Source organism: Streptomyces sp. NPDC054834, from assembly GCF_053611185.1.
The window spans coordinates 85996-111345 of record NZ_JBSGZV010000022.1 but is presented as its reverse complement, the minus strand read 5'-3'; the positions used below and the strand labels follow the sequence as shown (position 1 = coordinate 111345).

23 protein-coding genes and 2 pseudogenes are annotated in these 25350 nt (G+C 71.0%); 16 read left to right on the top strand and 9 right to left on the bottom strand.

Translation table 11 applies throughout. The features are described from left to right. Position 1 precedes the first annotated feature (1 nt). Both ACWGJM_RS27335 and ACWGJM_RS27330 read right to left on the bottom strand, forming a co-directional pair. Complete coding sequence (locus ACWGJM_RS27335; RefSeq protein WP_453414362.1) at positions 2 to 2548, bottom strand: GmrSD restriction endonuclease domain-containing protein; 2547 nt, start codon at positions 2546 to 2548, stop codon at positions 2 to 4. 45 nt (positions 2549 to 2593) lie between these two features. Continuing rightward, positions 2594 to 3433, bottom strand: a complete 840-nt coding sequence (locus ACWGJM_RS27330) for a hypothetical protein (RefSeq protein WP_453414361.1) — start codon at positions 3431 to 3433, stop codon at positions 2594 to 2596. Between the two features lie 520 nt (positions 3434 to 3953). On the opposite strand from ACWGJM_RS27330, the gene ACWGJM_RS27325 reads away from it, so the two are divergent. The 4 genes from ACWGJM_RS27325 (at position 3954) to drmC (ending at position 9601) form a co-directional block, all read left to right on the top strand. Next, positions 3954 to 4295 (top strand): hypothetical protein, encoded by a 342-nt coding sequence (locus ACWGJM_RS27325; protein ID WP_453414360.1) that lies wholly within the window; start codon positions 3954 to 3956, stop codon positions 4293 to 4295. 3 nt (positions 4296 to 4298) lie between these two features. Continuing rightward, positions 4299 to 4616, top strand: coding sequence for a hypothetical protein (locus ACWGJM_RS27320; protein WP_453414359.1), 318 nt, complete (start codon positions 4299 to 4301; stop codon positions 4614 to 4616). A 741-nt stretch (positions 4617 to 5357) separates the two neighbouring features. After that, entirely contained in the window at positions 5358 to 8840 is a 3483-nt protein-coding gene (gene drmB, locus ACWGJM_RS27315; RefSeq protein WP_453414358.1) for a DrmB family protein, read from the top strand. Then, positions 8837 to 9601: a DISARM system phospholipase D-like protein DrmC gene (drmC, locus tag ACWGJM_RS27310; RefSeq protein ID WP_453414357.1), complete on the top strand. Its 765-nt coding sequence runs from the start codon at positions 8837 to 8839 to the stop codon at positions 9599 to 9601. The genes drmB and drmC overlap by 4 nt, the downstream gene beginning before the upstream one ends. Before the next feature lie 317 nt (positions 9602 to 9918). Here the strand turns inward: drmC and ACWGJM_RS27305 are convergent, their stop codons facing one another. Beyond that, positions 9919 to 10413, bottom strand: a complete 495-nt coding sequence (locus tag ACWGJM_RS27305; protein WP_453414356.1) for a MarR family winged helix-turn-helix transcriptional regulator — start codon at positions 10411 to 10413, stop codon at positions 9919 to 9921. A gap of 52 nt (positions 10414 to 10465) precedes the next feature. On the opposite strand from ACWGJM_RS27305, the gene ACWGJM_RS27300 reads away from it, so the two are divergent. The 5 genes and pseudogenes from ACWGJM_RS27300 to ACWGJM_RS27280 all read left to right on the top strand — a co-directional run bounded on the left by ACWGJM_RS27300 (position 10466) and on the right by ACWGJM_RS27280 (position 14116). Further along, positions 10466 to 11158 carry a TIGR03086 family metal-binding protein gene (locus ACWGJM_RS27300; protein ID WP_453414355.1) on the top strand — a complete coding sequence of 231 codons (693 nt, stop codon included), beginning with the start codon at positions 10466 to 10468 and terminating at the stop codon, positions 11156 to 11158. Positions 11159 to 11202: 44 nt separating this feature from the next. Further along, positions 11203 to 11574, top strand: coding sequence for a hypothetical protein (locus ACWGJM_RS27295; RefSeq protein WP_453414354.1), 372 nt, complete (start codon positions 11203 to 11205; stop codon positions 11572 to 11574). A 53-nt stretch (positions 11575 to 11627) separates the two neighbouring features. Beyond that, positions 11628 to 11750 (top strand): annotated as a pseudogene (locus ACWGJM_RS27290) (IS5/IS1182 family transposase); the annotation flags it as partial. Positions 11751 to 12348: 598 nt separating this feature from the next. Beyond that, a complete protein-coding gene (locus ACWGJM_RS27285) occupies positions 12349 to 13509 on the top strand; it encodes a PAS domain-containing protein (protein WP_453414353.1) in 1161 nt (386 codons plus the stop codon). 58 nt (positions 13510 to 13567) lie between these two features. Then, positions 13568 to 14116 carry a PP2C family protein-serine/threonine phosphatase gene (locus ACWGJM_RS27280; protein ID WP_453414352.1) on the top strand — a complete coding sequence of 183 codons (549 nt, stop codon included), beginning with the start codon at positions 13568 to 13570 and terminating at the stop codon, positions 14114 to 14116. A 36-nt stretch (positions 14117 to 14152) separates the two neighbouring features. Here ACWGJM_RS27280 and ACWGJM_RS27275 read toward each other — a convergent pair whose 3' ends face one another. After that, positions 14153 to 14674: a hypothetical protein gene (locus ACWGJM_RS27275; protein WP_453414351.1), complete on the bottom strand. Its 522-nt coding sequence runs from the start codon at positions 14672 to 14674 to the stop codon at positions 14153 to 14155. Positions 14675 to 15277: 603 nt separating this feature from the next. Between ACWGJM_RS27275 and ACWGJM_RS27270 the strand changes: the two genes are divergently transcribed. The 4 genes from ACWGJM_RS27270 to ACWGJM_RS27255 all read left to right on the top strand — a co-directional run bounded on the left by ACWGJM_RS27270 (position 15278) and on the right by ACWGJM_RS27255 (position 17487). Beyond that, a complete protein-coding gene (locus ACWGJM_RS27270) occupies positions 15278 to 15547 on the top strand; it encodes a hypothetical protein (protein WP_453414350.1) in 270 nt (89 codons plus the stop codon). A gap of 62 nt (positions 15548 to 15609) precedes the next feature. Then, a complete protein-coding gene (locus ACWGJM_RS27265; protein WP_453414349.1) occupies positions 15610 to 15924 on the top strand; it encodes a hypothetical protein in 315 nt (104 codons plus the stop codon). Positions 15925 to 16117: 193 nt separating this feature from the next. Then, positions 16118 to 16549 (top strand): DUF5994 family protein, encoded by a 432-nt coding sequence (locus tag ACWGJM_RS27260; protein WP_453414348.1) that lies wholly within the window; start codon positions 16118 to 16120, stop codon positions 16547 to 16549. Continuing rightward, positions 16546 to 17487 carry a DUF5994 family protein gene (locus tag ACWGJM_RS27255; RefSeq protein ID WP_453414347.1) on the top strand — a complete coding sequence of 314 codons (942 nt, stop codon included), beginning with the start codon at positions 16546 to 16548 and terminating at the stop codon, positions 17485 to 17487. The genes ACWGJM_RS27260 and ACWGJM_RS27255 overlap by 4 nt, the downstream gene beginning before the upstream one ends. A 326-nt stretch (positions 17488 to 17813) precedes the next feature. On the opposite strand, the gene ACWGJM_RS27250 is transcribed toward ACWGJM_RS27255, so the two are convergent. Further along, complete coding sequence (locus tag ACWGJM_RS27250) at positions 17814 to 18722, bottom strand: helix-turn-helix transcriptional regulator (protein WP_453414346.1); 909 nt, start codon at positions 18720 to 18722, stop codon at positions 17814 to 17816. Positions 18723 to 18937: 215 nt separating this feature from the next. Here ACWGJM_RS27250 and ACWGJM_RS27245 point away from each other — a divergent pair, with 215 nt between their 5' ends. The 3 genes from ACWGJM_RS27245 (at position 18938) to ACWGJM_RS27235 (ending at position 21246) form a co-directional block, all read left to right on the top strand. After that, a complete protein-coding gene (locus ACWGJM_RS27245; protein WP_453414345.1) occupies positions 18938 to 19915 on the top strand; it encodes an aldo/keto reductase in 978 nt (325 codons plus the stop codon). Between the two features lie 61 nt (positions 19916 to 19976). Further along, complete coding sequence (locus ACWGJM_RS27240) at positions 19977 to 21005, top strand: zinc-binding dehydrogenase (protein WP_453414344.1); 1029 nt, start codon at positions 19977 to 19979, stop codon at positions 21003 to 21005. Between the two features lie 40 nt (positions 21006 to 21045). Next, positions 21046 to 21246, top strand: a complete 201-nt coding sequence (locus tag ACWGJM_RS27235; protein WP_453414343.1) for a hypothetical protein — start codon at positions 21046 to 21048, stop codon at positions 21244 to 21246. Positions 21247 to 21372: 126 nt separating this feature from the next. On the opposite strand, the gene exaC is transcribed toward ACWGJM_RS27235, so the two are convergent. The 4 genes and pseudogenes from exaC to ACWGJM_RS27215 form a co-directional block, all read right to left on the bottom strand. Continuing rightward, positions 21373 to 22896 (bottom strand): acetaldehyde dehydrogenase ExaC, encoded by a 1524-nt coding sequence (gene exaC / locus ACWGJM_RS27230; RefSeq protein ID WP_453414342.1) that lies wholly within the window; start codon positions 22894 to 22896, stop codon positions 21373 to 21375. 94 nt (positions 22897 to 22990) lie between these two features. Continuing rightward, positions 22991 to 24280, bottom strand: a complete 1290-nt coding sequence (locus ACWGJM_RS27225; protein ID WP_453414341.1) for a GAF domain-containing protein — start codon at positions 24278 to 24280, stop codon at positions 22991 to 22993. A gap of 66 nt (positions 24281 to 24346) precedes the next feature. After that, positions 24347 to 24946, bottom strand: coding sequence for an N-acetylmuramoyl-L-alanine amidase (locus ACWGJM_RS27220; RefSeq protein WP_453414340.1), 600 nt, complete (start codon positions 24944 to 24946; stop codon positions 24347 to 24349). A 65-nt stretch (positions 24947 to 25011) separates the two neighbouring features. Beyond that, a pseudogene (locus ACWGJM_RS27215) lies at positions 25012 to 25164 on the bottom strand (acetamidase/formamidase family protein); the annotation flags it as partial. Between the last annotated feature and the right edge of the window lie 186 nt (positions 25165 to 25350).

The following is a 25350-nucleotide window of genomic DNA, read 5'->3' as shown; positions in this document are numbered from 1 at the left end:
GTCAGTCCCTCCGCGCCAGATCCAGCGCCGCCACCCCCACGAACCAGTCCAGCACCTCGCAGATCTCTTCACCGTGCTCCGCGAAGACACTCACAGGGAAGGACGGCCGCAGCTCCAGCTTCGCCTCGGGCAGGTCGATGCCGTCGATCTGGTTCAGGCGGTTCAGCAACTCGCGGCGCTGTTCCGTGTCGTCGAAGGGGGTGCGGGACTTCAGGTACTGGAACACCACCTCGACCGTGCCGCTCACGGGGTAGATCCCGACCGGCCAGAGCAGATGCGGGCTGCGGCTGGCCCCGGCGTCCAGCATCGGGAAGCAGCTGGTCTCCTCGTACCGGCCGTAGTTGACGTAACCGCCCTGTCGGCGCCAGAAGTCGAGGGTCGCGATGACGCCGGGGTACGCGTCCGGCCAGTGCTTGTGCAACTGCGTCTGGAAGCGCTCGGCCGCCGCCGAGTCCTCCCCCTCGGGCAGCGGGTCGTGCGAGACCTGCTGTGCGACGTCCTTGCCCAGCAAGGTGGCCAGCTCCGCGGCGGACAGGCGTTGTGAGCGCTGCGCCCGGCCCCAGGAGTCGAAGCGCACTCCTTCGCTCGTCAGCAGCTCCTGCGGCGGCGGCCGGTCGTCGCCGTCCGCCCAGCGGAAGGCAGGCGAGATCTTGCCCTCCGCGGTGAGGACCCGGTAAGCGCCGATCACCGTCGGGTTGGCACCCAGGTAGGAGCCCACGGCCACCGGATGGCTGCCGATCAGCTCGGCGACGTCCCCGTACGTCGTCCAGGTGCCGCTCGGCATCGCCACGAGTGCGGCGCGCAGCTCGGCCCAGCCCGGAGACTCCTCACCGGCCGGCTTCACCCCGCCGATGGGACCCGGCCACAGCTCGACCGCGCGCTCGGCCAGACGGTCGGCCCGCCCCAGGATCTCCGCCTTGCCCCAGCGCTGTGCCGAGGAGATCTCGAGGTTCATGCGCAGGGCGCTGGAGTCGAGGATCTGCTGCTTGCGCTCGAAGGGGTGATTGGACAGTTTCGAGTTGTCACCGGTCAGCGTGAGGTTGCCGAGTGTGTGCACCAGGAGATCGTGCAGTTCCTGCGGAGTCTGGTTCGGCTCCGTCTCCTCGGCGAGCAGGTCGAACCACGCCGGAGCGGGGCGCTGCGGCAGGACGTGCTCCACACTGAAAGACGCCTTGGCGAAGTCCACGGGCTCGGAGGCACGGTAACTCTCCTCCAGGCGGCGCAGGATGTAGCTGCGCTGCGGAGGACGCCCGCTCCAGTAGAACGGCTTGGTGCGGATCGCCTCGCGCAGTTCCTCGTCGCTCGGCCAGCGACGGCGCCGGCCGGACAGGAACCGCCGTACCGCCTCGGCGGCAGGACGATCGGTCTCCAGCTCCTTCGGCGCCTCCATGAAGATCCGGTTGAGGTTGGTCGTGGGCGTCTGGCAGATCAGGCGCCGTACCAGATAGGACTCGACGTAGCCCAGCGCCTGCGCCGCGTCGTCGGGCGTTGTCCTGCCGGCGGCGACAAGGTCCAGCAGGTGCAGCGCGAGCGGGTAGTGGGTCTGGCCGCCCCAAGAGGCCAGGCGTTCCAGGACCGCTCGGACGGCGGGGGACTGCTCGCGGGCGGGGTCGACGATGCGCAGGAACCTCCCGGCCCGCTCGGTCAGCTGCTCGATCTCACGTTGCAGCGCGTCCTCGTCACCGGCCAGCGGCTGGAGCCGTTTTTGCTGCTCGCGGTAGATCTCGCTCTGCTTGGTCTTGTAGTGGCCGCGTACCACCAGGTCGAGCCAGACCAGGAGTTCGAGGTTCTTCGGACCGAGGCTCTGCTGCATGGGCAGCCACAGTTCCTGGTAGATCCGCTCGCCTCGCTTCGGCAGCAGCATGAACACGTAGTTGCGCAACAGGTCGCTCTGACTGAGCCCGACACCAGTGTTGTTGATGGACTCGAAGATCCGGTAGACGTTGTCACCGGACTCGGCGGTGATCTCCACGATGGACAGCAGATCCTTGAGGACCGTCTCGACCGTGGCGGTCCAGCGCTCGTCGCCCGCCTCGTGGCCCTCGGCGAGCGCGCCGCGGAAGAACCGGTAGGCAGCCCCGATGTTGTCGCCTCCGCCGGCATCGGCGCGGGACTGGACACAGGCGGTGTACGCCTCACGGTCCGCCTGCGTGGGCAGCAACCGGTAGTGGTCCGGTCCCTCGTGGAACTCGTTGACCAGTATCTGGCGGTGCACCCGGTCCACACCGCGCGCGTCACCCGTCTCCTTCAGATGGTCCCGGAGCGCCGTGAAGACCAGCATCAGCGTGGTCAGCCGCTGCTGTCCGTCCACCACCAGCCACCTCTGCACCCCGCCCGCCTGGATCTGGCCCGGTGCGAGCACCACCGAACCGAGGAAGTGCGGGGCCGCCGTCTCACCTGCCAGATGCTGCTCGACGAGTTCCCCGACGTCCTCCCACAGCCGCTGGAGCTGCTCTCTGCTCCAGCTGTACGTGCGCTGGTAGAGCGGCACCTGGAACTGCTTGTCCCCTTGGACGAGCTTGAGGAAGGTGATTTCCTGGGCGCGCATGCGGCTCCTTTCCTAGAGGCGGCCTTCTGCTGAATCTATGCCTCTTCAGGCGTTGTTGTCCGCCGATGTCAGGGGTGAGCGGCTGGAGATGCGGGGCATCGTCTCGTTGGGGGAGCGGCGCAGCAGCTTGATGCTGCGGCCCTCGACCCAGGCGTTCCACGCCTTCAGGTAGTAGAGCAGATGCTCGCGCGAGTCGTCGCGGCGCCGGTGTGCGTTGCCCAGAGCCAGGTTGACCATGGTGTTGCGCAGCGTGAGACGCGGGTCGCCCGGCTCCAGGCGTGCGCCGGTGACGACTCCTTCCTCCCAGGCGGACTGGTCGACGTCGGGCCGCGCCTCGGTGGTGACGTACCAGCCGATCGTCGCCGCCGTGACGGTGATGCGGCACCCGCGGTTCAACGCGATGCCGTGGTGCAGGGCGTCGCGGATACCGGGGTGCTTGGCGAGCAGATCCAGCAGCTGGTCGTTGCTCGTGACCGACGACCCCCCGCTCCACAAGGAGTTGGGGGCGTTCCGGTACAGGTGCAGCCCTCGCAGGGCGGCCGCCAGATGGGTCGCGTTCGTCTCACCCGCGAGGGCGAGCGCGTCGCGGCCGGTGTGCTTGCGGCCCGTGTCCATCACGGTGAACGCCGTGCGCGGCACACCGTGTGTGACGGTCAGCTGCACGGTGACGCCCGCCTTGACGATGGCCGCCAGGCGGTGCTGCCCGTCGATGAGAACACCGTCTTCGTCGAAGGCGATGCCCTGGTGGGTCAACTGCCATTCCCCGCGCTGGATCTGACCGGCCAGCTGCTGCACCGTGCTCTTGCTGAGTGGCCGGTTGTTGGTATTGCGGGTAAGCCACTCTGCCGCCAACTGGGGTGAGACGTCGGTCACTTGCATGTGCATGGGGCGATTACCTTCCTCCGGGAACGGCGCCGCGGAGACCGCATCGGTGACGCCGACGATATCCTGCCGTGTGATTGTGAACTCAGTCAATGTTTTCTAACGGGGATCGTGGCCTCTGCAGTGATGTCGGAGGCAGGTTGAAGTTGCCGACAGATCGCTCATCAGTGGCGATGTGTGCCGACGAGCCCCCAAGCGGGGTGAGGTGTCGAGGTTTGCCGATACGCTCGCCGCGTGTGCTCAGTTCACACTCAAGGTTGCGCGCCGGGGGGCGCCTCGTAGTCGGCTTGAGGCGGCTGGGCGGAATGTCACTGAACGGGCCACCGGATGGCCCTCAGCAGCAGTGGGGTGGGGCGTGTGAGCCAGGATGAGAGCGGGCTGAGCGACGGTCTGCGGCCGGTCGGTTCCGTCTACCAGTACGACGACGGCCTGTACGTACGGGTGGACGATGTCGCGCCGTACGAACTGGCCGACGCCGACGACAGCCACGGGTACCGGCCGGGTGACGATCTGGTGCGCTGCAGTGAGCAACGGCACCGGGCGGCCCATCGACGTGGACGGCATCACCCTGCTGGTGCGCGGCGGGCCGTACGGCAAGACGGGCCGTCAAGTGCAGGACCACGGTAGTGACGTCCTCGACGACGTGCTGGAGGGCACCCTGCGCGCGGGACGCAGGGCCTCCGCGACGTGGGCGTACAGCATTCCGGCCGGTACCGCCGGCGATCTGGACATCGAGGTCCGCTTCCAGGGTGGACACGACCGGGAGAGCGTCACCTTCACCACGGCCGCGGCCACCGCGTCGGCCTCTCTCAGCACCGGCATCGGCACCGTGTCCCTGTCCGTGGAGAGGGGCTCGGAGGCCTAGCCTGTGGGCGACCTCGACGACCTCGACGACCTCGGCGACCTCGGCGGTGGAGCGCTCGACGCCGTCCCGACCCAGCCGACCGGCCCCTGGCGCCAGTTCACGCAGTCACACGCGCCGCCGCAACTCTCCGCCGACGAGCTCGACGCCGCACGCGTGCGGCAGATCTTCCGGTTCCTCGCCGAGGCGGAGGAGTCGAAGACGCGCCCCGTGCGCACGCTCGACGGCGCGGCCGGCACCGTGTGGTTCGACGAACTACCGGACGACGACGGCGTCGAGGTGATGACCGACGGCGTACTCGACCCCACGAGTCGGCCTGGCTGACCGTCGCCCGCCCCGAACGCGAGGACGCGCCTCACCCCGAGGCCCTGCTCGCCCCCTGGGTGGACGAGACCCGCATCCGCGACTTCAAGCAGAACCGCGCCCCGCACCTGCGCCGGCGCATCGAGCCCGAGTTCCCCGACTGGTCGCAGGGCATCCCGCTCGACAAGACCTACCACGAGCTGGACGAACACCCCCTGCGGGAGAAGATCGAGAAGCTGTACGCCGCCTGGGAACAGGAATGGCTCGCCTGGGCGGAGCGGCGCCGCGCGATCGACCCCGTCGTCAGGCTGTACGACCGGTTGCACAAGATGCACGAGGACGCCGCCAACCTCGGTGAGGCCTACGAACTCGTGCTCGGTCTGGGCCGGCTGACCTGGCAGACGACCTCCGGGCAGCGGGTGGAACGGCACCTCGTCACCCACCGGGCCACCCTCAGGCTCGACCCGTCCACCGGCACGCTCACCGCGGCCCCGGACCCGACCGGCGCGGGCCTGGAACTCGAAGAGGGAATGCTCGAAGGGGCCCAACACGTGCCGGGTCCTGTGCGGGAGGAGATCGTCGAGGTACTGGAAGGCGCCTCCGACGTGACGGACCCCGAACACCTCGACGCCGTGCACACCGCCCTGCGCAGCTGGGTCAACGCCGCGCACAGCGCGGGCAGTTACGCGCCGGCTGTGGAGCGCGCCAAGCCGCGCAGCCTCGACGTGCCGCAGGTCGGACTCACCCCCGCACTCGTCCTGCGTGAGCGCAGCCGCCGCTCGACCATGGACGCTCAAGGCCATCGCCCGGCAGATCGACGCGGGCACCCCGCCCACCGAACTGCTCAGCTACATGGCGGGCCGGGACGGCGCGCTCACCGCGGCCGACCTCGCGGCGGCGGAGGACGACGGGACGGCGAACGACAGCGGCGAGATGTACTTCGCCCTGCCCGCCAACGAGGAGCAGCGCACGATCGCCGAACGCCTGCGCGCCAACCGGCTCGTCGTCGTCCAGGGCCCGCCCGGCACCGGCAAGACGCACACCATCGCCAACCTGGTCACGGACCTGCTCGCCCAGGGCAAGCGGGTCCTCATCACCAGCCACACGCTGCGCGCCCTGCGCGTGCTGCGGGACAAGCTGCCGGAGTCCATCCGCGACCTGTGTGTGAGCCGCACCGAGGACGGCGCCGCCGCCCAGCGCGAGCTGGAGGCGTCCGTGCACAGGATCCTCGGCGAGTACGCCGGTTACGACGAGAAGGCCTCCCGGAAGCAGATCAAGACGCTCCAGTCACGCCTCGACAAGGCCCGCGCCGCCCAGCAGGCCATGCTGCGTGACCTTGCCGCGCTGCGCGACCAGGAGACCCACCGCTTCGAGGCGGAGATCGGCGACTACAGCGGCAGCCTCCAGGAGATCGCCGAGCGCCTCACCGCGGAGGCGGGACGATACGACTGGCTCGGCCAGGTCCCGCAGGAACAGCCCGACCTGACCGCCGACGAGGCCCTGCGCCTGCTGCACAGCACCCGTGCGTACACCCCACACCACCAGGCCCTGGCCGCCGAGGTGCCGGGCCCCTCCGAACTGCCGGGTCCAGGTGACTTCGAGGAGGCCGTGCGGGTCGTGAGGTCGGCCGAGGAAGCGCACGCCGCCGCGCGCCAGGACGCCCTGTGCCCGGAGTACGACACAGCCGTGCGGAGCCTCAGCGAGACCGAACAGCAGCGGCTGTCCTCGGCGCTCGACGCGTTCTCCGCCGCCCGCGCCCGTGCCGCGTCCCTCGCCGCCCCGGCCGGCGACTGGGCGACAGCACTCCTGAAGCAGGTGACCGAGGGGCAGGACTGGCAGGCACGAAGCCGCCGGGCCGCCGTCACCGAGACCCTGGCAGCCGTCGACGCCTCGCTCGCCACCCTGGGCACAGCCATGGTCAGCGGCCTGGAGCAGTACGACCCGGCCACGGCGCTCGCCCAGGCCACCGCTCTGCACGACGGGCTGGGCCAGGGCCAGAAGCTGCGCGGCCCCCTCGGCATGCGCTCGAAACTGGCGAAAACGGCCGGCGCGTTCGTGGAGGCCGTACGGGTCGATGGACGGACCGCGGAGGACGTCGCGACGGCGGCGGTCGTCGTCGCCCGCGTTCAGCTCGAACTGCGGCTGGCGCAGGTCGAGTCCGAGTGGGGCACTCCCGTCGCCGCCTGGCACGGACACGGATCGCGTCTCGCCCGGCTGCGTCAGGACGCGGAGGTGCTCGACGCGCTGCTCGCCGTCGCCGCCGCCCGCACCGATGTTCTGACCGCCGCGGCCACCTCGCCGGCACTCGCCGTCGCCACCTGGCACGACGCGTCCGTCGAGAACGCCGTACGCGCCCTGCTGCGCGCGGCGACGACCCTGCGAGCGGCCGAACAGTCCCGCAAGGTCATCGCGGACACCGAGGAACTGCTGCGGGCCTGGAGCGACCGGCCCGGTGTCGCACCCGCGGTTGCCCGCGCCCTCGACGCCGTGCGAGACCGGGCCCCCGACGGCTACCGCTCGTTCAGCGAGGAGATGGCCGAGGTTCGGGAGGCCGCTCGGCTGCGGGCCGAACAGGACGTGGCGCTCACCCGTGTCCGCGAGGCCTTTCCGGCCCTCGCCGAGCGCATCACCGGCACGCACGAGGACACTGCCTGGGACACCCAGCTGCCCTCGCTCGCCGAGGCCTGGGCCTGGTCCGCGTGGCGTGAGCGCATGGAGCGGCTGACCGACCCCGAGGCCGAACGCGCCCTGCGCAAGCGGCTGACGGAGGCCGACGACGAGGCCCGCATCATGCTCGCGCGGCTGGCCGCCGCCCGTGCCTGGCACCGCTGCCTCGGCCTGCTCACCGGCAATCAGTCCCGTGCGCTCAGCGCCTACCAGCAGGCCGCTCGGCGCATCAAGGGCAAGTACCAGCACCGCTACAGGCGTGACGCGCAGGCCGCCCTGCGAAAGGCGCAGACAGCGGTGCCGGCCTGGATCATGCCGCTGCACCAGGTCGCCGAGACGGTGCCCATGGACCGGCCTGGAATGTTCGACGTCGTCATCGTCGACGAGGCCAGCCAGTCAAGCCTGGAGGCCATGCTGCTGAGCTGGCTCGCCGACCGGATGGTCGTCGTCGGCGACAGTAAGCAGGTCAGCCCCTCCAACGTCGGCCTCAAGCAGGACGAGTACTTCCACCTCAGGGACCGGCTGCTCACCGCGCTGGAACCCGACGTGCGCAGCCTGTTCGGCCCCGATTCCAGCTTCTTCGATCTCACCGAAGCGCTCTCGGCGGGCCGTGGCACGCTCATGCTCAAGGAACACTTCCGGTGCATGCCGGAGATCATCTCCTTCTCCAACGACCTCTGCTACAACCGTGATCTGCTGCCCCTGCGGCAGTACGGCGCCGACCGGCTGCCCCCGGTCCGCACCGTGCACGTCGAGCACGGCGAAGCCCTCGGCGCGAACTCCCGGCTGACCAACACCGCCGAGGCCGAGGCCCTCGTCGACGCGATTGTGCGCTGCTGCGCCGACCCCGCCTACGACGGGAAGACCATGGGCGTCATCAGCCTCCGCGCCAGCAAGGGTCACCTGACGGAGCTGGAGAACCTGCTCGCCGAGCGTCTCGACTACGAGCAGCGTGAGGTGCGCGGCGAGGGCGTCTTCCTGCGTGTGCGGGACCGCCTGGTAGCCGAGTGGGCCGTCCGTATGGAGAAGTCTCTGCCCATGGAGGCGCACAGAGAGGCGTACGCACGGTTCCGCGCCAACCGGAAGTCGGACCGCAAGACCAGTGACTTCGACCCCTATTCCGGCTGGCCCGGAGCCCGCTACATCGCCCTGCACACCCTCTCCCACCTGCTGATCCGCACCATCGCCCTGGAATGCGGCTACAACTCAGCCTCGCTCGCCGAACGCATCTACGCGGGAGACGAAAAGAACCCGAGGTCGGGCATCCTCATCTACACCGCGGTTCCGGACTCCGAGGGAACCCTGGGTGGTCTTGTCTCCCTCGCGGAGGAGCGCGAGTTCGACCGGATCATGCGCCGGGCCCTGACCGACGCCGGCCACTGCTCGGCCGACCCGCTGTGCGCCGAGCGCCTGCCGCACGACCCGGCCGACTTCCTCCACGGAGCCGCGTGCCACGTCTGCCTGTTCGTGTCGGAGACGACGTGCGAACGCGGCAACCGGTTCCTGGACCGTCGCTTCCTCGTCCCCTTGGCCGGGGACAAGGAACCGGTGCTGACGCCGGTCGGCCTGCTGCCGTGAGCCGGCCCGCGTTCGAGGCCGCAGCCGAGGCCGCCGTCGCGGCACTGGGGCTCTCCCGGAGCAAGGACCTCGTCGGCCTGCTCGCCCAGCAACACTCCAGGGAACGAATACTGACCGAACTGGCGACACCGGGAGTCGGCGAGGCCGTCGCGCGACTCTGCGACGCGATGGAGACGGAGTCGGTGCCGCCGGCCGAGGCCGCCGCCTATGTGCGCGGCTATGTCGCCGCCCTGCGGCAGGCCCGGGACTCGGTCCGGGTCCGCACCGTGTGGAGTGGCCCTTCGACGCCCGCCGTACCCGTCCGCACCACCGCCCAGGTGTTCGTCGCGGTCATCACCGAGGCCCGGCACGAACTGCTGGCCATGACGTACGCGGCTCGTCCGCATCCCGCCCTGACGCGCGCCCTGACCGAGGCCGCGGGCAGGGGCGTGCAGACGCACATCGTGGTCGAGACCCTGGCCGGCGCCGGGGGGCTTCTCTCGGGGAAGGAGCCCGCCGACGCGTTCTCGTCCGTGCCCGGACTGCGGCTGTGGGCCTGGTCCCGGGACCCTGCCGCACAGGCTCGCTCGCGGCAGCACGCCAAGCTGGCGGTCGCCGACCGCCGCATTCTCTTCCTCGGCAGCGCCAACCTGACCGAGTCCGCCGCTCGGCGCAACATCGAGGCAGGTGTGCTGGTCACCGGCGGAGAAGCACCGCGACGCGCGGCGGAACACATCGTGGAATTGCAGCGCCTGGGCGTACTGCGGCGTTTTCAGCCCTGAAGTGGATACCCACACGGGGAAAGGACACCAACCCCGTTGGTGACGATCCAGGACGTGGCGCGAGCCGCCGGAGTGTTCGCGGCGGCCGTCTCGCGTGTCTTCGACGACGGCGGGGTCACACCGGCACGCGCCCTGTCCGTACCTTCTTCACCTCGGTCGTCCGCGGCGTCGAGGGCTTCTGCGTCCAGAAGAACCCCCGCTTACATCTGAGCGTCGGTCAGGCCTCGGCCGCGCCGCCGTTCGCCGACAATGATCACCCGGAGTCGCCGTCGGCGGACCCGGGGCCCGTCCAGGGCACGGCGCGGGCACCGGCCCGTCTACCGGCCGGACCCACTCGCTCCCGGCTCCGCCAGGGTGGACAGGGTCTGGAGGCTCCTGAGGAAACCGTCGCGGTCTGCGGCCGGTAGTTGGTCGAGCAGCCGTTCCTCGCCCTTCTGGATGGCGGACTGGACGGTGTCCCGCAGCTGCCGCCCCTCGGCGGAGAGGGACAGCAGGCGCGCGCGCCGGTCATTGGGATCGGGCCGGCGGCGGATCAGCCCACGGCTCTCCAGATCGTCGAGGACCGCGATGATGCGGGTCTTGTCCGCCCGGATGGCATCGGCCAGTGCGGCCTGAGTGCGGATCGGTGTCTCGTCGAGGTGCAGCAGCACGGCATACGCCCACATCGTCAGCCCGTGTGCGTCGAGGACGGGTTGTTCCGCGGCCATCAGGGTGCGCAGCAGCGGCACGACCATCTCGGCAAGGTCGCGACGGGGCGCCCGTCCTCCCGGCGAGGCACCTGCGATGCCTTCCTGATCCGCGTTGTCGGCCATGACCAAGAAAATACCCGTTGACTATTGATAGGTGCGTGCCCATCATATGCGCATGCTTACTAATTCCTCCGCGCACTTGGACCGCTTACGGCGCCTCGACGCGCAGGCGGTCCGGTACAGCGTGGCCCTGGTACGCCGGGTGACCCCCGATGACCTGCTCCGCCCGACACCCTGCTCGGCGTGGACGCTAAGCGATCTGCTCGCCCATATGACGGGCCAGCACCGCGGGTTCGCGGCGGCCGCGCTCGGGCACGGCGAGGACCTCGCGCACTGGCGGGTCCGCCTTCCCGCCGAGGACGCCGCCACTGAGGACGCCGTCGCGGAGTACGGCGAAGCGGCGGAACAGGTCATCACCGCGTTCGCGGCCGTGGCCGCCCCCGACCGACCCTTCGCTCTGCCCGAACTGTCGGCCGTCCGGACGTTTCCGGCCGCCCAGGCCATCGGCTTCCACCTCATCGACTACGTGGTCCACAGCTGGGATGTCGCCCGCAGCCTGGGCGTCGCGTACGACCCCGGTCCCGAACTCCTGGCCGCCGCACTGCCCCTGGCCCGCACTGTCCCGGACGGCGACTTCCGCCTCGCCCCGGACAGTGCCTTCCGGCCCGCACTGCCCGCGGACGACGGCGCCAGCACGCTGGAACGGATCCTGACGACCCTGGGCCGATCGCCGGGCTGGCGCGGCCCGTCCGGCGATACGGCAGCGGACGCACGCCACAGCCCGGCCGTCCGCGACACGACATGCTGAGGTCCTCGTGGACGCCTGGCCAGGCCCATGACCACAGTGGCCCGGTGCTGGTCAGCGTCACCGACTTCAGGCTCGACAGCATCAGGGACCTGCCCGGCGTCTACCGGCAGGGCCGCCGACTGGCGGCGCGCTGGCCGCAGCTCGCGGGGGCGTACGGGATGTGCCTCTGGACGATCCCCACCGCCCGCCGGTGCGGGGCCGTGGCCGTATGGCGCGACACAGCCGCCTTGCACGGCTTCATCGCCTGGCCGCCTCACGTCGCCATCATGCGCGCCTGCGAAGGCCGCGGCACACTGACCTCGGTCACCTGGCAGGCGGACGCGTTCGATTCAAAGGCGATCTGGACCCGCGCGCAGGCCGCACTGAGGACAGCATCTTCGGAAGGGCGCGGCCAGAGGACGAGCCGTCGGCACTAGGCCCTGTTCGATGGATCATGTGACCGCCTGGCTCTTGGGCCATCGTTGCGCTCGTGGGGCGGAGCGATCTGACCGACGAGGAGTGGGCGCGGCTGGCGTCGCATCTGCCGAAGCTCGGCCACCCGGGCGGACAGTGGAGCGATCATCGGATGGTGATCAACGGGATCCTGTTCCGGGTTCACGGCGCACAGCGCGAGGAAACCGGTCATGGCGGCGGCCATGTGGATGGCTCCGGGTGTGCTCAGGGTCCTGGCCGGGGAGGAGTGACCGTCGGGAACCCGGCTCCGGGGTCGGGGGGGAAGAACACGGACAGGAGAAACGACGCGCCGAAGACGCCGATCAGCAGCGGCGCCCAGGTTCCGCCGAGCGCACCGCCAGCACCGAGCACCGACCGGCTTCGGGGGGTGCGGTGGTTCCGGAGGGTGCGGTGGTCACCCGCACATCGGCGAACACCACCAGCGATACGCCGTCGGGCAGGGCCCGGACCGCTTTCGGCGGGCCAATGGTCGTACGGCGCGGACGTCGCGTCGGCCGAGGGAGCGGGTTCGCGGCGGCGTCGTCGGCGACGGGACGTTCACCGCGGCGGCGAGGTCGAGGCCGAGCACGGTCTTACCTGCTCAAACGGAGTCGCGGGGGCGCTGTCGTGTCGGCCGTGCGATCGGGTACTCGGAGAGGGAGCCATCGGGGCACCAACGTCTCTGTGACCCGCCGGCCCGGGGTCCCGGGTCGCGGTGTGGTCTGTGCGGGAAGGACGGCGGCGACGTGGAGGAGGGCTTGAGGTCCCGGGGAGAGCACGAGAGGCGGCTGTCGGCGGCGAAGCCGGCTCTGTGGCATCAGGTGGTCGAGCAGCTGGGCACGGCCGTTGCCGTGGTCGACCCGGCCGGGCGGATCGTCGCGGTCAACCCGGCCGCCGAGCGGCTGCTGGGTCGCGCGGCAGCGGTGGTGTACGGGCAAGACCTGCATGACCTGTGCCATCGGGACCCGGGAGGTGCCCTCATCCCGCGGGAGCGCTGCCCGCTGCTGGGGGCGCTGGCCGAGGGGCGTCCTGCACGCGGGAACGACGACAGGTGCCTGCGGGGTGACGGACGGCTGATCCCGGTCTCCTGGTCGGCCACCCCTCTGACGGACGACGACGTCTCCGGCGTCTGCCCGGGCATGGCCGTGCTGATCGTCGAGACCGCGGCGGACCGCCGTGCCGGAAGGGCACGCGCGGAACGTACGGAGCAGTCAGAGCGGGTGGATCAGGCGGAACGAGCCGCTCATACGAGCGCTCTGGAGAGTCTCGCCGAACGGTTGACACTCGTCGCGGAGATCACCGACGTGCTCGGCCAGACCCTGGAGGTGGACGAGGCCCTCGCCCGGTTGAGCCGGGTCCTGGTTCCCCGCCTCGCCGACTGGGCCGCGGTGGACCTGCGGGTCGGCTCCCGTCAGGTGCACCGAGTGGCCGTGACCGGCCCCGAGGGCCGTGATGGGGGGCAGGAGGACTGGCGCGGTCAGCTGCCCCCGGCCGGGGAGGCGACCCACTTGCCCCTGGTCCAGGTGCTGAACGGAGGCGGTCCCGTCCTGCAGGACCGGGCGGACCTGGACGCACTGCCCGACTCCCCGCTGGCCACCGTCCACAGCGCCTTCCTCGGAGCAACCGGCGCGGCATCCGTCATCACGGTGCCGCTCGGCAGCGGACGGCAGGTCACCGGTGCGCTGACACTGGTGCGCACCGACCCGGCACGGCCCTTCGACACCGGCGATCTGGACGTGGTGAGCGACATCGGTCGCCGGGTCGGCCTGGTCATCGACAACGCCCGCCGGTTCGGCCGGCAGCGTGCGGTTGCCGAGGCCATGCAGCGCAACCTCCTCCCCCCGCTGCCCGCCCACGGCCGGTTCCAGCTGGCCGCCCGGTACCCAGCCCGCTCCGCCCGGATCCCAGGTCGGTGGTGACTGGTACGACGCGTTCCCGCTGAGGGACAGCACGCTCGCTCTCGTCATCGGGGACGTCGTGGGCCACGATCTGACCGCCGCGGCCGGCATGGCGCAGCTGCACGGCATCCTGCGCTCCCTCGCCTGGGACCGTTCCGGGCCGACCGGTGCCGTCGTGGACCGCCTCGACGACGCCATGCACGCCATCACCACCGTGCGGATGGCCACCCTCGTCCTCGCCCGGGTGGAAGGTCCGGAGACCGGCCCCTGGACGCTGCGCTGGACCAGTGCCGGGCACCCGCCGCCCCTGCTGCTGACCCCCGACGGGAACGCGCGGTACCTCGAAGCCGGGCAGGGACTCATCCTCGGAACCCATCTGGGCGCCGGCGGTCATCGCCCGAGCGCCGCCCACACCCTGCCGCCGGGGTCCACGCTCCTGCTCTACACCGACGGCCTGATCGAAGTCCGCGGCAGCGACCTGGACAGCGGGCTCAGCCGGCTGCGCCGCCACGCCCTCGCCCTCGCTCACGAACCACTGGACACCTTGTGCGACCAGCTGTCGGTCCAGGTGCCCCCCGGCAGCACCGACGACATCGCCCTTCTCGCCCTGCGCCTGCCCGTGCCCTGACCGGGGCCGAGGCGTGATCCATGACGGGGTGGCCGCTTATGTCCCCGGAGCCAGCACCAGAATGCGGAACGGACCGGGCGGCACGGCCTGGAGGGTGTCGTCTCCGGCGTACCGCCAGCCCCAGGACCGCATTGTCTCAACGGTCCTGTCGTCCCGGACGTCCACCAGTGCGACGCCGAGCGCAGCGCCGTGGTCGGCGAGCAGTCGCCGTTGCAGGCGCCGGGCGAGGTTCCAGACATGGTCCCGGTGCTCCCGGCGCACGTGAGGCGGGACGACGATCCCGGAGACGACGAAGACCCGACCGGAGGCGGCGCGGCGGAGCAGACTTGCCCGAACGTGTCGGTCGAAGCCCGCCCACCATGGACCTGCGCCGCCCGTGGGGAAGCCGTAGGCGTATCCGGTCAGGGCGGTGGTCTCCGCGATCAGCAGCGAGAACCCCGGTCGTCGTGCGTCGGCCGCGAGATGGCGCAGGAAGGCGACACGCGCCTGGTTCCACGCCCATGGGTCGCCACCCGAGGTCTCCGCGTACAGGTCGCCCAGTTCCTGCAGACGGTCCACGACCTGACCACGCGTCAGCGGGCGGACGCGTTCTGCGGCCTGGGGCGAGGATCTGTGCTCCCCCTTCGGCGGGCTCGGGATGCGGGGTCGCGGCCTGCCCCGTGCGGGCCGGAACGCCGGGAGGGCCAAGGTCGTCGGGAGGAACACCTGTGCGGTCATGACCAACCCTGCCCCAGGCGCGGACAAAGGCCGCCCCGGCGTCGTCGATCCCCGAGAACGGCACCGGTGCCTGAGGCGGTGCGCGGCGTGCCCTCGGTGTCTCCACCGTACTCCCGGCCGGGCCCGCCTCGGCGGGCCCGGCGGTGTCGCCGACGACTGCGGCAGCCGACGCCGAGAACGGCACCGGCCGTCCGCGAGCGGTCGTTGTTCTCCGGCCCAGGCCGGCTCGCGTGGCCACCGGGCTCGGCCGGGCGACCGGCAGGCGGCCGGTCGCCCGTCGGTCATGGGTCGCCCGGCCGGTCATGGGACGCACGGCCGCCCTTGACCGGCATACCCTTCAAAAGGGGCAGTCGTAGAAACGCGACGCAGGCCCCGCACAGTCGCCCGGTGTGTCGGGCGGCGCCGGAATCATGGTTCGTACCCGTAGCCTGCCAGGAGGTCCGTATGGAGCACGAGCCTTTTCCCTCCGAGAGTCACGCCGAGGTCCGCATCGTCGCGGCGACCCCGGAGGTCGCCCGGCGCGTCGCCGAAGTACTCCGGCGCTGTTTCGCCTCGACCGAGCAGCGCAGCTACCCTGCCGGCCGCGAAGGAGGGACCCGGCTCCATCTCACTCTCGACACCGCGCACGCCGCGGAACCCGCACGGTCCTGGCTCGCGACCAGCACATCGACAGAGCAGGCGCACACTCACGCCGACGAGGTACCGGGTCCGTGAGGCCACGAGGATCCACCGGCGCGTCCGTCCCGCCGCGGCCGTCACCCCGGAGAACGACAGCCATGACGAAACTCCGCGAACGCAAGAACAACCGGGAGGCGGTCCTGCGATCCCTGTACGGGGCCGTCGAACTCAATCGCCCCGAGGTCAGCGGATCGGCGCTCCGCGCCGAGCTGGGCCTGCCCGACGAGGACCTCTCCGCCGCCTGCGCCTATCTGGCTGACGAGGGCCTGATCAGCGTGGACTGGACCTCGCACCGGACCCCCGCGGCCGTCTCGCTGACACATGAGGGCATCTGCCTGATGGAGGAGCTGGAGGAGGAACAGGAGGAGCAGGAGGAACAGGAGACGGCAAAGGAGACGGAGCCGGACGACTGACCCGTCCGCTTCTCCTCGGCCAGGAGTAGCCTGACCGTACCGAGGGCTTTTCGCGTAGCGCTTCCGGCGGTGCCGTTCCCGGCGACTGACGAAACGAGCAGTCGACCCACGGCTGCCGGGACGGGACCGCACGATGGAACCCAGCCGCACGCCGGCCGAAGGTGCTTCCGGTGCTGACGCGCACACATATCGCATGCCCCTGCCCCGCCTGACCCTCACCCCGGACGTCAGCCACGGCCCGCTGGACGGGGCCTGGTGGCCGCGCTGCGATGCGCTGGAACTCGAACTTCCCTCGCTCCTCGGCTCGTTGGAGCCGGACCCGGGGGCCGCGATACGGGTCACCGTGGACTCCGCCGAATGGCCCGACGCCCCGCACACGGTCATGGCGCCCGGCCGGGTGATCGCCGTGGAGCCGGCCGGACCCGGAAGCGACGCGCACGTGATCACCCTGGACTGCGGCACCGTGGGACGCTGGGTACTCCTGGTCGTCCCGCCCGAGGAGCCCGCCGGAACCGCGGTCCGGATGCTGGCCGCCGCCGGCCTCGAGAACCCGCTGACCGCCGCACGCATGCTGGCGCTGGCCGAAACGGGTCGCCCGGTGGGCGCGACCGGGGCGGCGGAATGAGGCACGGGGCCCCTTGGGAGCCCACGGCAGGGACGACCGACCGGCCTCAACCACTGTCCGCGCGCGAGCTGTTGCCCACTCGGCACGATGCGTCTGCGCTCTTCTCGGAGTGCCGCATCGTCCGCGCACACGGCGAACTGGACAGGCGGAACGTGGCACCACTGGTCCGCGCCCTGGCCGAGGCCCGCGCGGCCCGGCCCGGACGGCTCCTCCTGATCGTCGACCTGAGTGAGGTGACCTTCACCGACTCCAGCATCCTGGCGCCACTGTGCGAGGCGTGGTCCGACTGCCGCGCCCGGGGCGGCTGGATGCGCGTCGTCCGCGACAACCACATGATCGACCTGGTCTTCCGCCACACCGGCCTGCTCGACCGCTTCCCCGCCTACGCGAACGCACAGGACGCCTGGGAGGGACGAACGGCCGACGCCACTCCACCTCACCGCGGGCTCGCTCCCGGCAGCCGAGGCGCACCGTCCGGCCGAGAACGACATACCGCGCCGAACCACTCGACAGGACACCTCATGAGCAGCCAACTACGGCACTCGCGACCGGCCGTGCCCCTCCTCCGCCTCTACCTCGCGCCCGAGGGAACCGTGCCACGCCGCATCGACGGGGCCTGGTGGCCGCGTACCTTCGATCTCCTGGCGGAACTCCCGTCACTGCTCTCCGGTCTGCCCCGTGCCTGGGGCCAGATCGTCAGTGTCCTGGTGAACGGCACGGCGTGGACCGGGGCACCGGGCCGCATGCTCGTTTGCAACCAAGTCGTCCGGCTGCGCAGGACCGCCACGGCGCGCAGTCCGAGCACCATCGTTCTGATCGCCCCCGCCCTTGGGCGCCGGGATCTGCTGGTCGTGCCACCGGAGGCCACCGAGCAGGCCGCCGAATCGCTCATGTCCGCAGTGGGACTGACACCGGACCAGGGCCACTTCGCAAGCTGAGTGCGCGGGTGCGGCCCGTCCAGCGGCACAGGTAGGCACACCCGACGAGGATGCGCTCGCTTGGTGACGCTTTCCGGGGCGACGACAGGTCATGCGCCGTTCGCGGCTTGGAAAACCGCCGCTGTGGCACCCGGCCTGTGAGCGGACCGGACGCGCGAACCGCGTCCCGAAGGGGCCAACGGTTCGGCAGTGAGCCGCAAGCCGCACGACGCCGGTACGGCCCGGCAATCGCCGTCGATCCGCTAGGTGCTGGCTTGCGGGCGAGGGCTTCTTCCGGCGCGGCCCTGTGCGCGACGCGGTGCGACGTCTGGCGTGGGTACGGCGGCTTAGGGCTGTTGACCGGTGGCCTTTGGCGTGGGCGCGGGGCGTTGTTGCGGTCGCGGTGCGGTCATGTCGAGCAGGAGCAGGGCGTCGTGGTCGGGAGTGCCGGGTTCGGCGGTGTAGACGCCGATGCGTTGACCGGGGGTGCCTTCTACGTGCAGTGACTGGGAGGTGAGGGTGACCGTGCCGATCTGGGGGTGGTGGAACGTTTTGTGCGCGGGCTTGCGTCCGGTCACCTCGTAGCGTTCCCAGAGACCGGCGAAGTCGGGGCTCTTGAGGAGGAGTTCGCCGACGAGGTTGGTCAGGTCGGGTGCGTCGGGGGCGGTGCCGGCGATGGCGCGCAGGCGGGCGACGCAGGCGGTGATCTGGCGGTCCCAGTCTTGAAAGAGGTCGCGGGCCGCGGGGTGGAGGAAGAGGTAGCGGGCGAGGTTGCGCTGTTTGGCGGGCCAGTCGTCCAGGCCCGCGTAGAGGGCGAGTCCGCTGGGGTTCCAGGCGAGCACGTCCATACTGCGGCTGATGACGTAGGCCGGGTTCGGGCGCAGGGATTCGAGCAGCAGCTTGAGGTGTGGGCGCACGGTGCGGCTGGGGGCGGGCGGCGGTTCGGGGGTGTAGCGGGCGGCGCGGGCGGAGAGCTCGCGCAGGTGCTGGTGCTCCTGGTCGTCCATGTGCAGGGCGCGGGCGAGCGCGTCGAGGACGGAGGGGCTGGGGCGGGTCTCCTTGCCGCGTTCCAGGCGCACGTAGTAGTCGATGCTGATGCCGGCGAGGGTGGCCAGTTCCTCGCGGCGCAGGCCGGGGGTACGGCGGATGCCGGCGCCGACGGTGAGGCCGACGTGTTCGGGGCTGGTCTGGGTGCGGCGGGCGCGCAGGTAGCGGCCCAGCTCGGCTCCCTCACTGGTCGCGCTCTCGGATGCCATGACTTCAGTCTCACCCGTTCAGTACCTGCCGCGCGGGGGATGAGGGGGGCCCTGTCATTACCCCTGAAGAGCCCGCCCTGCCACACCGGCGCCATCCAGGGGAAGGTGAATGAGCAAGACGCCGGCACCCCCGCTGCCCGAACCACAGCAGGCACGACCTGCCGGTCCGGGCAAGCGTGAGGGGCCGGGCAACGACACGAACAGAAGAGGGCGAGATGCGGTACATCAAGCTGCGTGACCTGGAGGTTTCCCGGATCGGCCTGGGCGCGATGGGGATGTCCCACGGCTACACCGGTTCCGGCACCGATGAGGCGGAGTCGATCAGGACCGTGTACCGGGCACTGGAGCTGGGGGTCACGCTCATCGACACCGCCGAGATCTACGGCCCCTACACCAACGAGGAACTGCTGGGCCAGGCGCTGAAGGGGCACCGGGACCAGGTGGTGCTGGCCACGAAGTTCGGCCTGGTCTCCCACGGCGGCGACGGCGCCTGGAACCTGGACTCCAGCCCGGCCAACATCCGCACCGCCGTCGAGGGCTCCCTGAAGCGGCTGGGCACCGACCACATCGACCTGTACTACCAGCACCGGGTGGATCCGAACACGCCGATCGAGGAGACCGCCGGCGCGGTCGCGGAGCTGATCGCCGAAGGCAAGGTGCGCGCCTTCGGTCTCTCAGAGGCCGGCCCGGACACGATCCGCCGCGCCCACGCGGTCCAGCCGGTCACCGCGGTTCAGTCGGAGTACTCGCTGTGGACGCGCGGCATCGAGGAGCGCATCCTGCCGGTCCTGCGCGAGCTGAACATCGGTCTGGTGCCGTTCTCCCCGCTGGGACGCGGATTCCTGACGGGCACCGTGCGTTCCACCGATCAGTTCGACGCCTCCGACTTCCGGCGCGACAACCCGCGCTTCACGGGCGAGAACTTCCAGCGCAACCTGGCGATCGCCGACGAGGTGCAGGCCCTGGCCGCCGAGGTCGGCGCCACGCCCGCGCAGGTCGCGCTGGCCTGGCTGCTCGCCCAGGGCGACGACATCGCCCCGATCCCTGGCACCAAGCGGGTCAGCCGCGTCGAGGAGAACACCGCCGCCGACGCCATCACGCTGACCAGCGAGCAGCTCGACAAGCTCAGCAGCCTGCCGCCCGCCGCCGGCGACACCCACACCGAAGCCCAGGCACAGATGCTCGAACGCTGACCTCACCCCTTCCCCCCGCCGGCGCGAGGCACGGCAGCCCCCTGTTTGGAGTAGTACCCCTATGCGTGCAGCAGTGATGTACGGAGCCGGAGACGTCCGCGTCGAAGACCGGCCCGACCCCAGGATCGTCCAGCCGGCCGACGCGGTGGTGCGCACGGTGGCCGCGTGCGTGTGCGGCAGTGACCTATGGCCGTACCAGTCGATGCCCGCCACCGGCACCGGCCGCCCCATGGGGCATGAGTTCCTCGGCGTCATCGAGGAGGCTGGCGCGGACGTGAGGGGTCTGAAGGCGGGCGACCTGGTCGTCGCCCCGTTCACGTACAGCGACAACACCTGCGACTACTGCGCCAAGGGCCTGCACATCTCGTGCCGCAACGGCGGCCGGTATGGCTTCGACGGCGTGGATGGCGGGCAGGGCGAAGCCGTCCGCGTCCCGAATGCCGACGGCACCCTGGTCAAGCTGCCGGTGGCCGCCGACTCCGCGCTGCTGCCGGCGCTGCTCGCGCTGTCGGACGTGATGACCACCGGCCACCACGGCGCGGTCACCGCCGGCGTCGCCCGCGGGGATGCGGTGCTCGTGGTCGGTGACGGCGCGGTCGGCCTGTGCGCGGTGATCGCCGCCAAGCGGCTGGGCGCCGAGCGGATCGTGCTCGCCGGCCGCCACGAAGCCCGCACCAGCCTGGGCCGCGAGTTCGGCGCCACCGACGTGGTCGCCGAACGCGGCGAGGAGGGCATCGCCCGCATCCGCGAGCTGACGGGCGGCGTGGACAAGGTGATCGAGGCCGTCGGTACCCGTCAGGCCCTCAACACCGCCCTGGGTGCGGTCCTGGACGGTGGCACCATCAGCCGCCTGGGCGTCCCGCAGTACGAGCAGGGGCCGATCGGTCCGGCCGAGTTCATGCGCAACATCACCCTGACCGGCGGCGCCAGCCCCGCCCGCGCCTACATCGAGCAGCTGCTGCCCGACGTCCTGGACGGCACCATCACCCCCGGCCGAGTGTTCGACCAGACCTTCACCCTCGACCGGACACCGGACGCTTACCGGGCCATGGCCGACCGCCAGGTCCTCAAGGCCCTCATCCGTCCCTGACTTTCCCCCTCCCACCCGCACAGCGAAGGACATCCCGCTCATGCAGACCGTCATCCTCAACAACGGCGTCGACATGCCGCTCCTCGGCTTCGGCGTCCATCGGGCAGCGTCTGCCTGCCCACAGGCTGAACGGCCACGTTCCTCGCGGGGGCGACCGGGTGGCTTCAGGACCGCACAACGCCGAGTGCGCCGGCAGATGCAGACGTTCTTGGCTGAGCGCGAGATCGAATTTGGTCCGTGACTGGTCCAGAGACCTTGCCGACTGAGGCCGTGTGGCGTCGGATCGTTCTTGTCACGTCACGGACAGTGACTGTGGCAGTCGAGTGCCTGAGGCGCAACGTTCGCTTCCGGCACCCGACTTCAGGCTCTAGAAGAACCCGAGTTTCTTCGGGCTGTAGGAACAAAGAATGTTCTTCGTCTGCTGGTAGTGCTCCAGCATCATCTTGTGCGTCTCGCGGCCGATTCCGGACTGCTTGTAGCCGCCGAACGCCGCGTGCGCCGGGTACGCGTGGTAGCAGTTCGTCCAGACGCGGCCCGCCTGGATCGCGCGGCCCGCGCGGTACGCGGTCGTGGCGTCGCGGGTCCACACGCCGGCGCCGAGGCCGTACAGGGTGTCGTTGGCGGTCTTGATGGCGTCGTCGAAGTCGTCGAAGGAGGTGACGGAGACGACCGGGCCGAAGATCTCCTCCTGGAAGATCCGCATGCGGTTGTCGCCCTCGAAGATGGTCGGCTGGACGTAGTAGCCGCCCTTCAACTCTCCGTCGTACTCGATGCGTTCACCGCCGGTGAGGATCTTGGCGCCCTCCTGCCGGCCGATGTCCAGGTAGGAGAGGATCTTCTCCAGCTGGTCGTTGGAGGCCTGCGCGCCGATCATCGTGTCGGTGTCGAGGGGGTGGCCGGGCTTGATCTGCCGGGTGCGGGCGACGGCGGCGTCGAGGAACTCGGCGTAGTGGCCCCGCTGCACGAGGGCGCGGGACGGGCAGGTGCACACCTCGCCCTGGTTGAGCGCGAACATGGTGAAGCCCTCGAGGGCCTTGTCGCGGAAGTCGTCGTCGTGGGCCCAGACGTCGTCGAAGAAGATGTTCGGTGACTTGCCACCGAGTTCAAGTGTGACGGGTTTGATGTTCTCGGAGGCGTACTGCATGATCAGCCGCCCCGTCGTGGTCTCCCCGGTGAACGCCACCTTCGCCACGCGCGGGCTGGACGCGAGGGGCTTGCCCGCCTCCACGCCGAAGCCGTTGACGATGTTGACCACGCCCGGCGGCAGCAGGTCCGCTATCAGGCTCATCCAGTAGTGGATGGAGGCCGGGGTCTGCTCGGCGGGTTTGATGACGACCGCGTTGCCCGCCGCCAGCGCCGGGGCGAGCTTCCAGGTCGCCATGAGGATCGGGAAGTTCCAGGGGATGATCTGCGCGACGACCCCGAGCGGCTCGTGGAAGTGGTACGCCACCGTGTCCTCGTCGATCTCCCCCAGCGAACCCTCCTGCGCGCGGATCACACCCGCGAAGTAGCGGAAGTGGTCGATGGCCAGCGGGATGTCGGCGGCCAGCGTCTCACGCACCGGCTTGCCGTTCTCCCAGCTCTCGGCGACCGCCAGCGGCTCGAGGTGGGCCTCCATGCGGTCGGCGATCTTCAGCAGGATGTCGGAGCGCTCCGTCACCGACGCGCGCCCCCAGCCGGGCGCGGCCGCGTGCGCCGCGTCGAGCGCCCGCTCCACGTCCTCCGCGGTGCCGCGGGCGATCTCGGTGAACGGTTGCCCGTTGACCGGCGAGGGGTTCTCGAAGTACTGCCCCCGGGCGGGCGGCACGTACTCGCCGCCGATGAAGTGGTCGTAGCGCGCCTGGTAGGAGACGATCGCGCCCTCGGTGCCGGGCGCCGCGTAACGGGTCATGCTGGTCTGCCTCCCGATGAAACGCTGCCCGCCGTTGGGCAGCTTCCGGCGCGAGGCTAGGAACCGGAACGTTGCGAGGACGTTGCGCGGCCGGTCAGCGCGCTGCCCGATGGGCCGGAGCCGTTGGTTCCGCCGGTTCCGCCGTCAGTTCCGACTCCAGCGCCGTGAGTCGCGCCCGTACCGCCGCCGTCGGTCGCACCACCGCGAGCGCCCGCCACACCTCGAGGTCCTCCTCGCCCCAGGGGGCGTGCGCCCAGTCGGCCAGCAGATCGGGGTCGCGGCGGCCTATCAGCGCGGCCCGCAGCCCGTCGGTCAGGCGCCGCCTCAGCCGCACCACCGCAGGCGCCTGCGAGGCGGGCAGCAGCGGGCCCGCGTACGCCGCCGCGGCCGCCGTCACCGAGCCCGCCCGCAGCCGCCGTTCGACGACGGTGACATCCGACTCGACCGGGGCCGTCAGCCGGTACGGCCGTGACGCGAGCAGTCCCGGGCCGAGCAGCCTGCGCAGCCGGGCCAGTTCGGCGCGCAGTGTCACCGGCGGCACCGACTCGTCCTCGTACAGTGCGCACAGCAGTTCGTCGCCGGTCAGCCCCTCGGGGTGGCGGGCCAGCAGCACCAGCAGTTCGCTGTGCCGGCGGGTGAGGACGATCCGGCGGCCGTCCAGCCGGAGCGTGGCCTCGTCCCGGCCCAGCGCGGTCAGCGCGGGCGCCTCGTCGGCGGGCCCGGCCGGCGCGAGCAGGGCGAGCTGCGACTCGGCGGCGCGCGCCACTGCCTGTACGAAGCCCAGGCTGTGCGGGTGTGCCAGCCCGTCCCCACCGGTGATGTCCACCGCGCCGAGCACCCGGCCGGTGTGCGGATCGTGCACCGGCGCGGCCGCGCAGGTCCACGGCTGGACCCGCCGGATGAAGTGCTCCGCCGCGAACACCTGCACCGGCCGGTCCACGGCGACTGCCGTGCCCGGCGCGTTCGTCCCGACCGCGGTCTCCGCCCAGCGCGCGCCCGGGACGAAGTTCATCCGGTCCGCCCGGCGCCGGGTCGCCGGGTGGCCCTCGACCCACAGCAGCCGGCTGTGCGCGTCGCACACCGCGAGCAGATGCTCGCCGTCCGCGGCGAACGGTCCCATCAGCTCGCGGACCAGCGGCATCGCCCGGGCCAACGGGTGCTCCGCGCGGTAGGCGCCCAGGTCCCCGTCGGTCAGTTCGACGCTGGCGGTGCCGTCCGGGCCGACGCCGGCCCGCGCGCTGCGCCGCCACGAGTCCGCCACCACCGACCGCACCGGCCGCGGCACGGTGCCGGCCGTGGTGAACGTCTCGTGCGCCCGGCGCAGCGCCCGGACGCGCTCGGCGGGGTCGGCCCTCGGCTCGAGGGCCATCCACGGATCGGTCAACGAGGCCTCCCGGACGACGATGCGGCTGGGGACATCGTCACTCGGGGTGGTGACCCGGACAACCGGTCAGGCGAAGTTGACCAGTCTGATGTAGCGGACCCAGTCCCAGTTCGGCCCCGGATCGGTGTGGTCGGTCCCCGGTACCTGGTAGTGGCCGATGATGTGGGCCCGGTCCTTCGGGATGGCGTACGTGTCGCAGACCGCCGCCGTCAGTTTCGCCGACTGCTCGTACAGGGCGTCGGTGAAGTAGGCGGGCTGGTCCACCCAGCCCTCGTGCTCGATGCCGATGCTGCGGGTGTTGTAGCCCCAGTTCCCCGCATGCCAGGCGACGTCCGCCTCGCGCACGCACTGCGCGATGTGCCCGTCGGCGGAGCGCACCAGGTAGTGCGCGGACACCGCCTTCTGCGGGTTCTGGAAGATGGCCAGGGTGTCGGTGTACGTCTCCTGGGTGACGTGGATGATCACGCGGTCGATCGTGTAGGTGCCGGGTCGGCCGGACACTGTGTAGTTGGAGCTGGTCGCCGGCTGCCACTCGGCGCTCGGGTAGTCGACGGTTTGGGCCTCGGCACCGGCCCGCGTGGTGGGCAGCAGTGCGCAGGGGACGGCGGCGAGGGCCGCGCCCTTGAGCAGGTGTCGTCTGGTGGGCAGTGATCTGTGCCGGTCCATGCTGGGGTTGCCTTCCGGAGTGGGGGTGTGGGGGAGTGGGCTGCGGAGTCGGGGCACGGCCGGTCGCGGAGGGCCGCGGCCGTTTCGCGCAGCCGTGCGTGCGGCCGTTCCTTGCGGATCTCGGCCACGCACGTGTGATCGGTGTCGCACACGTTGGCCAACGGCGATTCGACCGCCCGGGTTGCGAACTGATACGCGTCCAGCCCAGCGAATCCGTAGCCACCTCGCGCAGCACGACGGCGTCGCGCCGCGGCCCGGCTGACGTCTCCCCCGACATGTGTTTCCCCCGTCCGGATGTGTCCCCTCGTCCACCTCTCGCGCCGCCATCTCGAGCCGTCGGCGGCTGCGCCTCGCGTGAATCACGGTACGGCGCCTGCCGGTTGGGCAGAAGGACGCTGGGCGTT

Coding starts and splice junctions, on each gene's coding strand:
- ACWGJM_RS27335 (WP_453414362.1), bottom strand. CDS start 2,548: ATGCGCGCCCAGGAAATCACCTTCCTCAAGCTCGTCCAAGGGGACAAG.
- ACWGJM_RS27330 (WP_453414361.1), bottom strand. CDS start 3,433: ATGCACATGCAAGTGACCGACGTCTCACCCCAGTTGGCGGCAGAGTGG.
- ACWGJM_RS27305 (WP_453414356.1), bottom strand. CDS start 10,413: ATGGCCGACAACGCGGATCAGGAAGGCATCGCAGGTGCCTCGCCGGGA.
- ACWGJM_RS27300 (WP_453414355.1), top strand. CDS start 10,466: ATGCTTACTAATTCCTCCGCGCACTTGGACCGCTTACGGCGCCTCGAC.
- ACWGJM_RS27270 (WP_453414350.1), top strand. CDS start 15,278: ATGGAGCACGAGCCTTTTCCCTCCGAGAGTCACGCCGAGGTCCGCATC.
- ACWGJM_RS27265 (WP_453414349.1), top strand. CDS start 15,610: ATGACGAAACTCCGCGAACGCAAGAACAACCGGGAGGCGGTCCTGCGA.
- ACWGJM_RS27260 (WP_453414348.1), top strand. CDS start 16,118: ATGCCCCTGCCCCGCCTGACCCTCACCCCGGACGTCAGCCACGGCCCG.
- ACWGJM_RS27255 (WP_453414347.1), top strand. CDS start 16,546: ATGAGGCACGGGGCCCCTTGGGAGCCCACGGCAGGGACGACCGACCGG.
- ACWGJM_RS27250 (WP_453414346.1), bottom strand. CDS start 18,722: ATGGCATCCGAGAGCGCGACCAGTGAGGGAGCCGAGCTGGGCCGCTAC.
- ACWGJM_RS27245 (WP_453414345.1), top strand. CDS start 18,938: ATGCGGTACATCAAGCTGCGTGACCTGGAGGTTTCCCGGATCGGCCTG.
- ACWGJM_RS27240 (WP_453414344.1), top strand. CDS start 19,977: ATGCGTGCAGCAGTGATGTACGGAGCCGGAGACGTCCGCGTCGAAGAC.
- ACWGJM_RS27235 (WP_453414343.1), top strand. CDS start 21,046: ATGCAGACCGTCATCCTCAACAACGGCGTCGACATGCCGCTCCTCGGC.
- exaC (WP_453414342.1), bottom strand. CDS start 22,896: ATGACCCGTTACGCGGCGCCCGGCACCGAGGGCGCGATCGTCTCCTAC.
- ACWGJM_RS27220 (WP_453414340.1), bottom strand. CDS start 24,946: ATGGACCGGCACAGATCACTGCCCACCAGACGACACCTGCTCAAGGGC.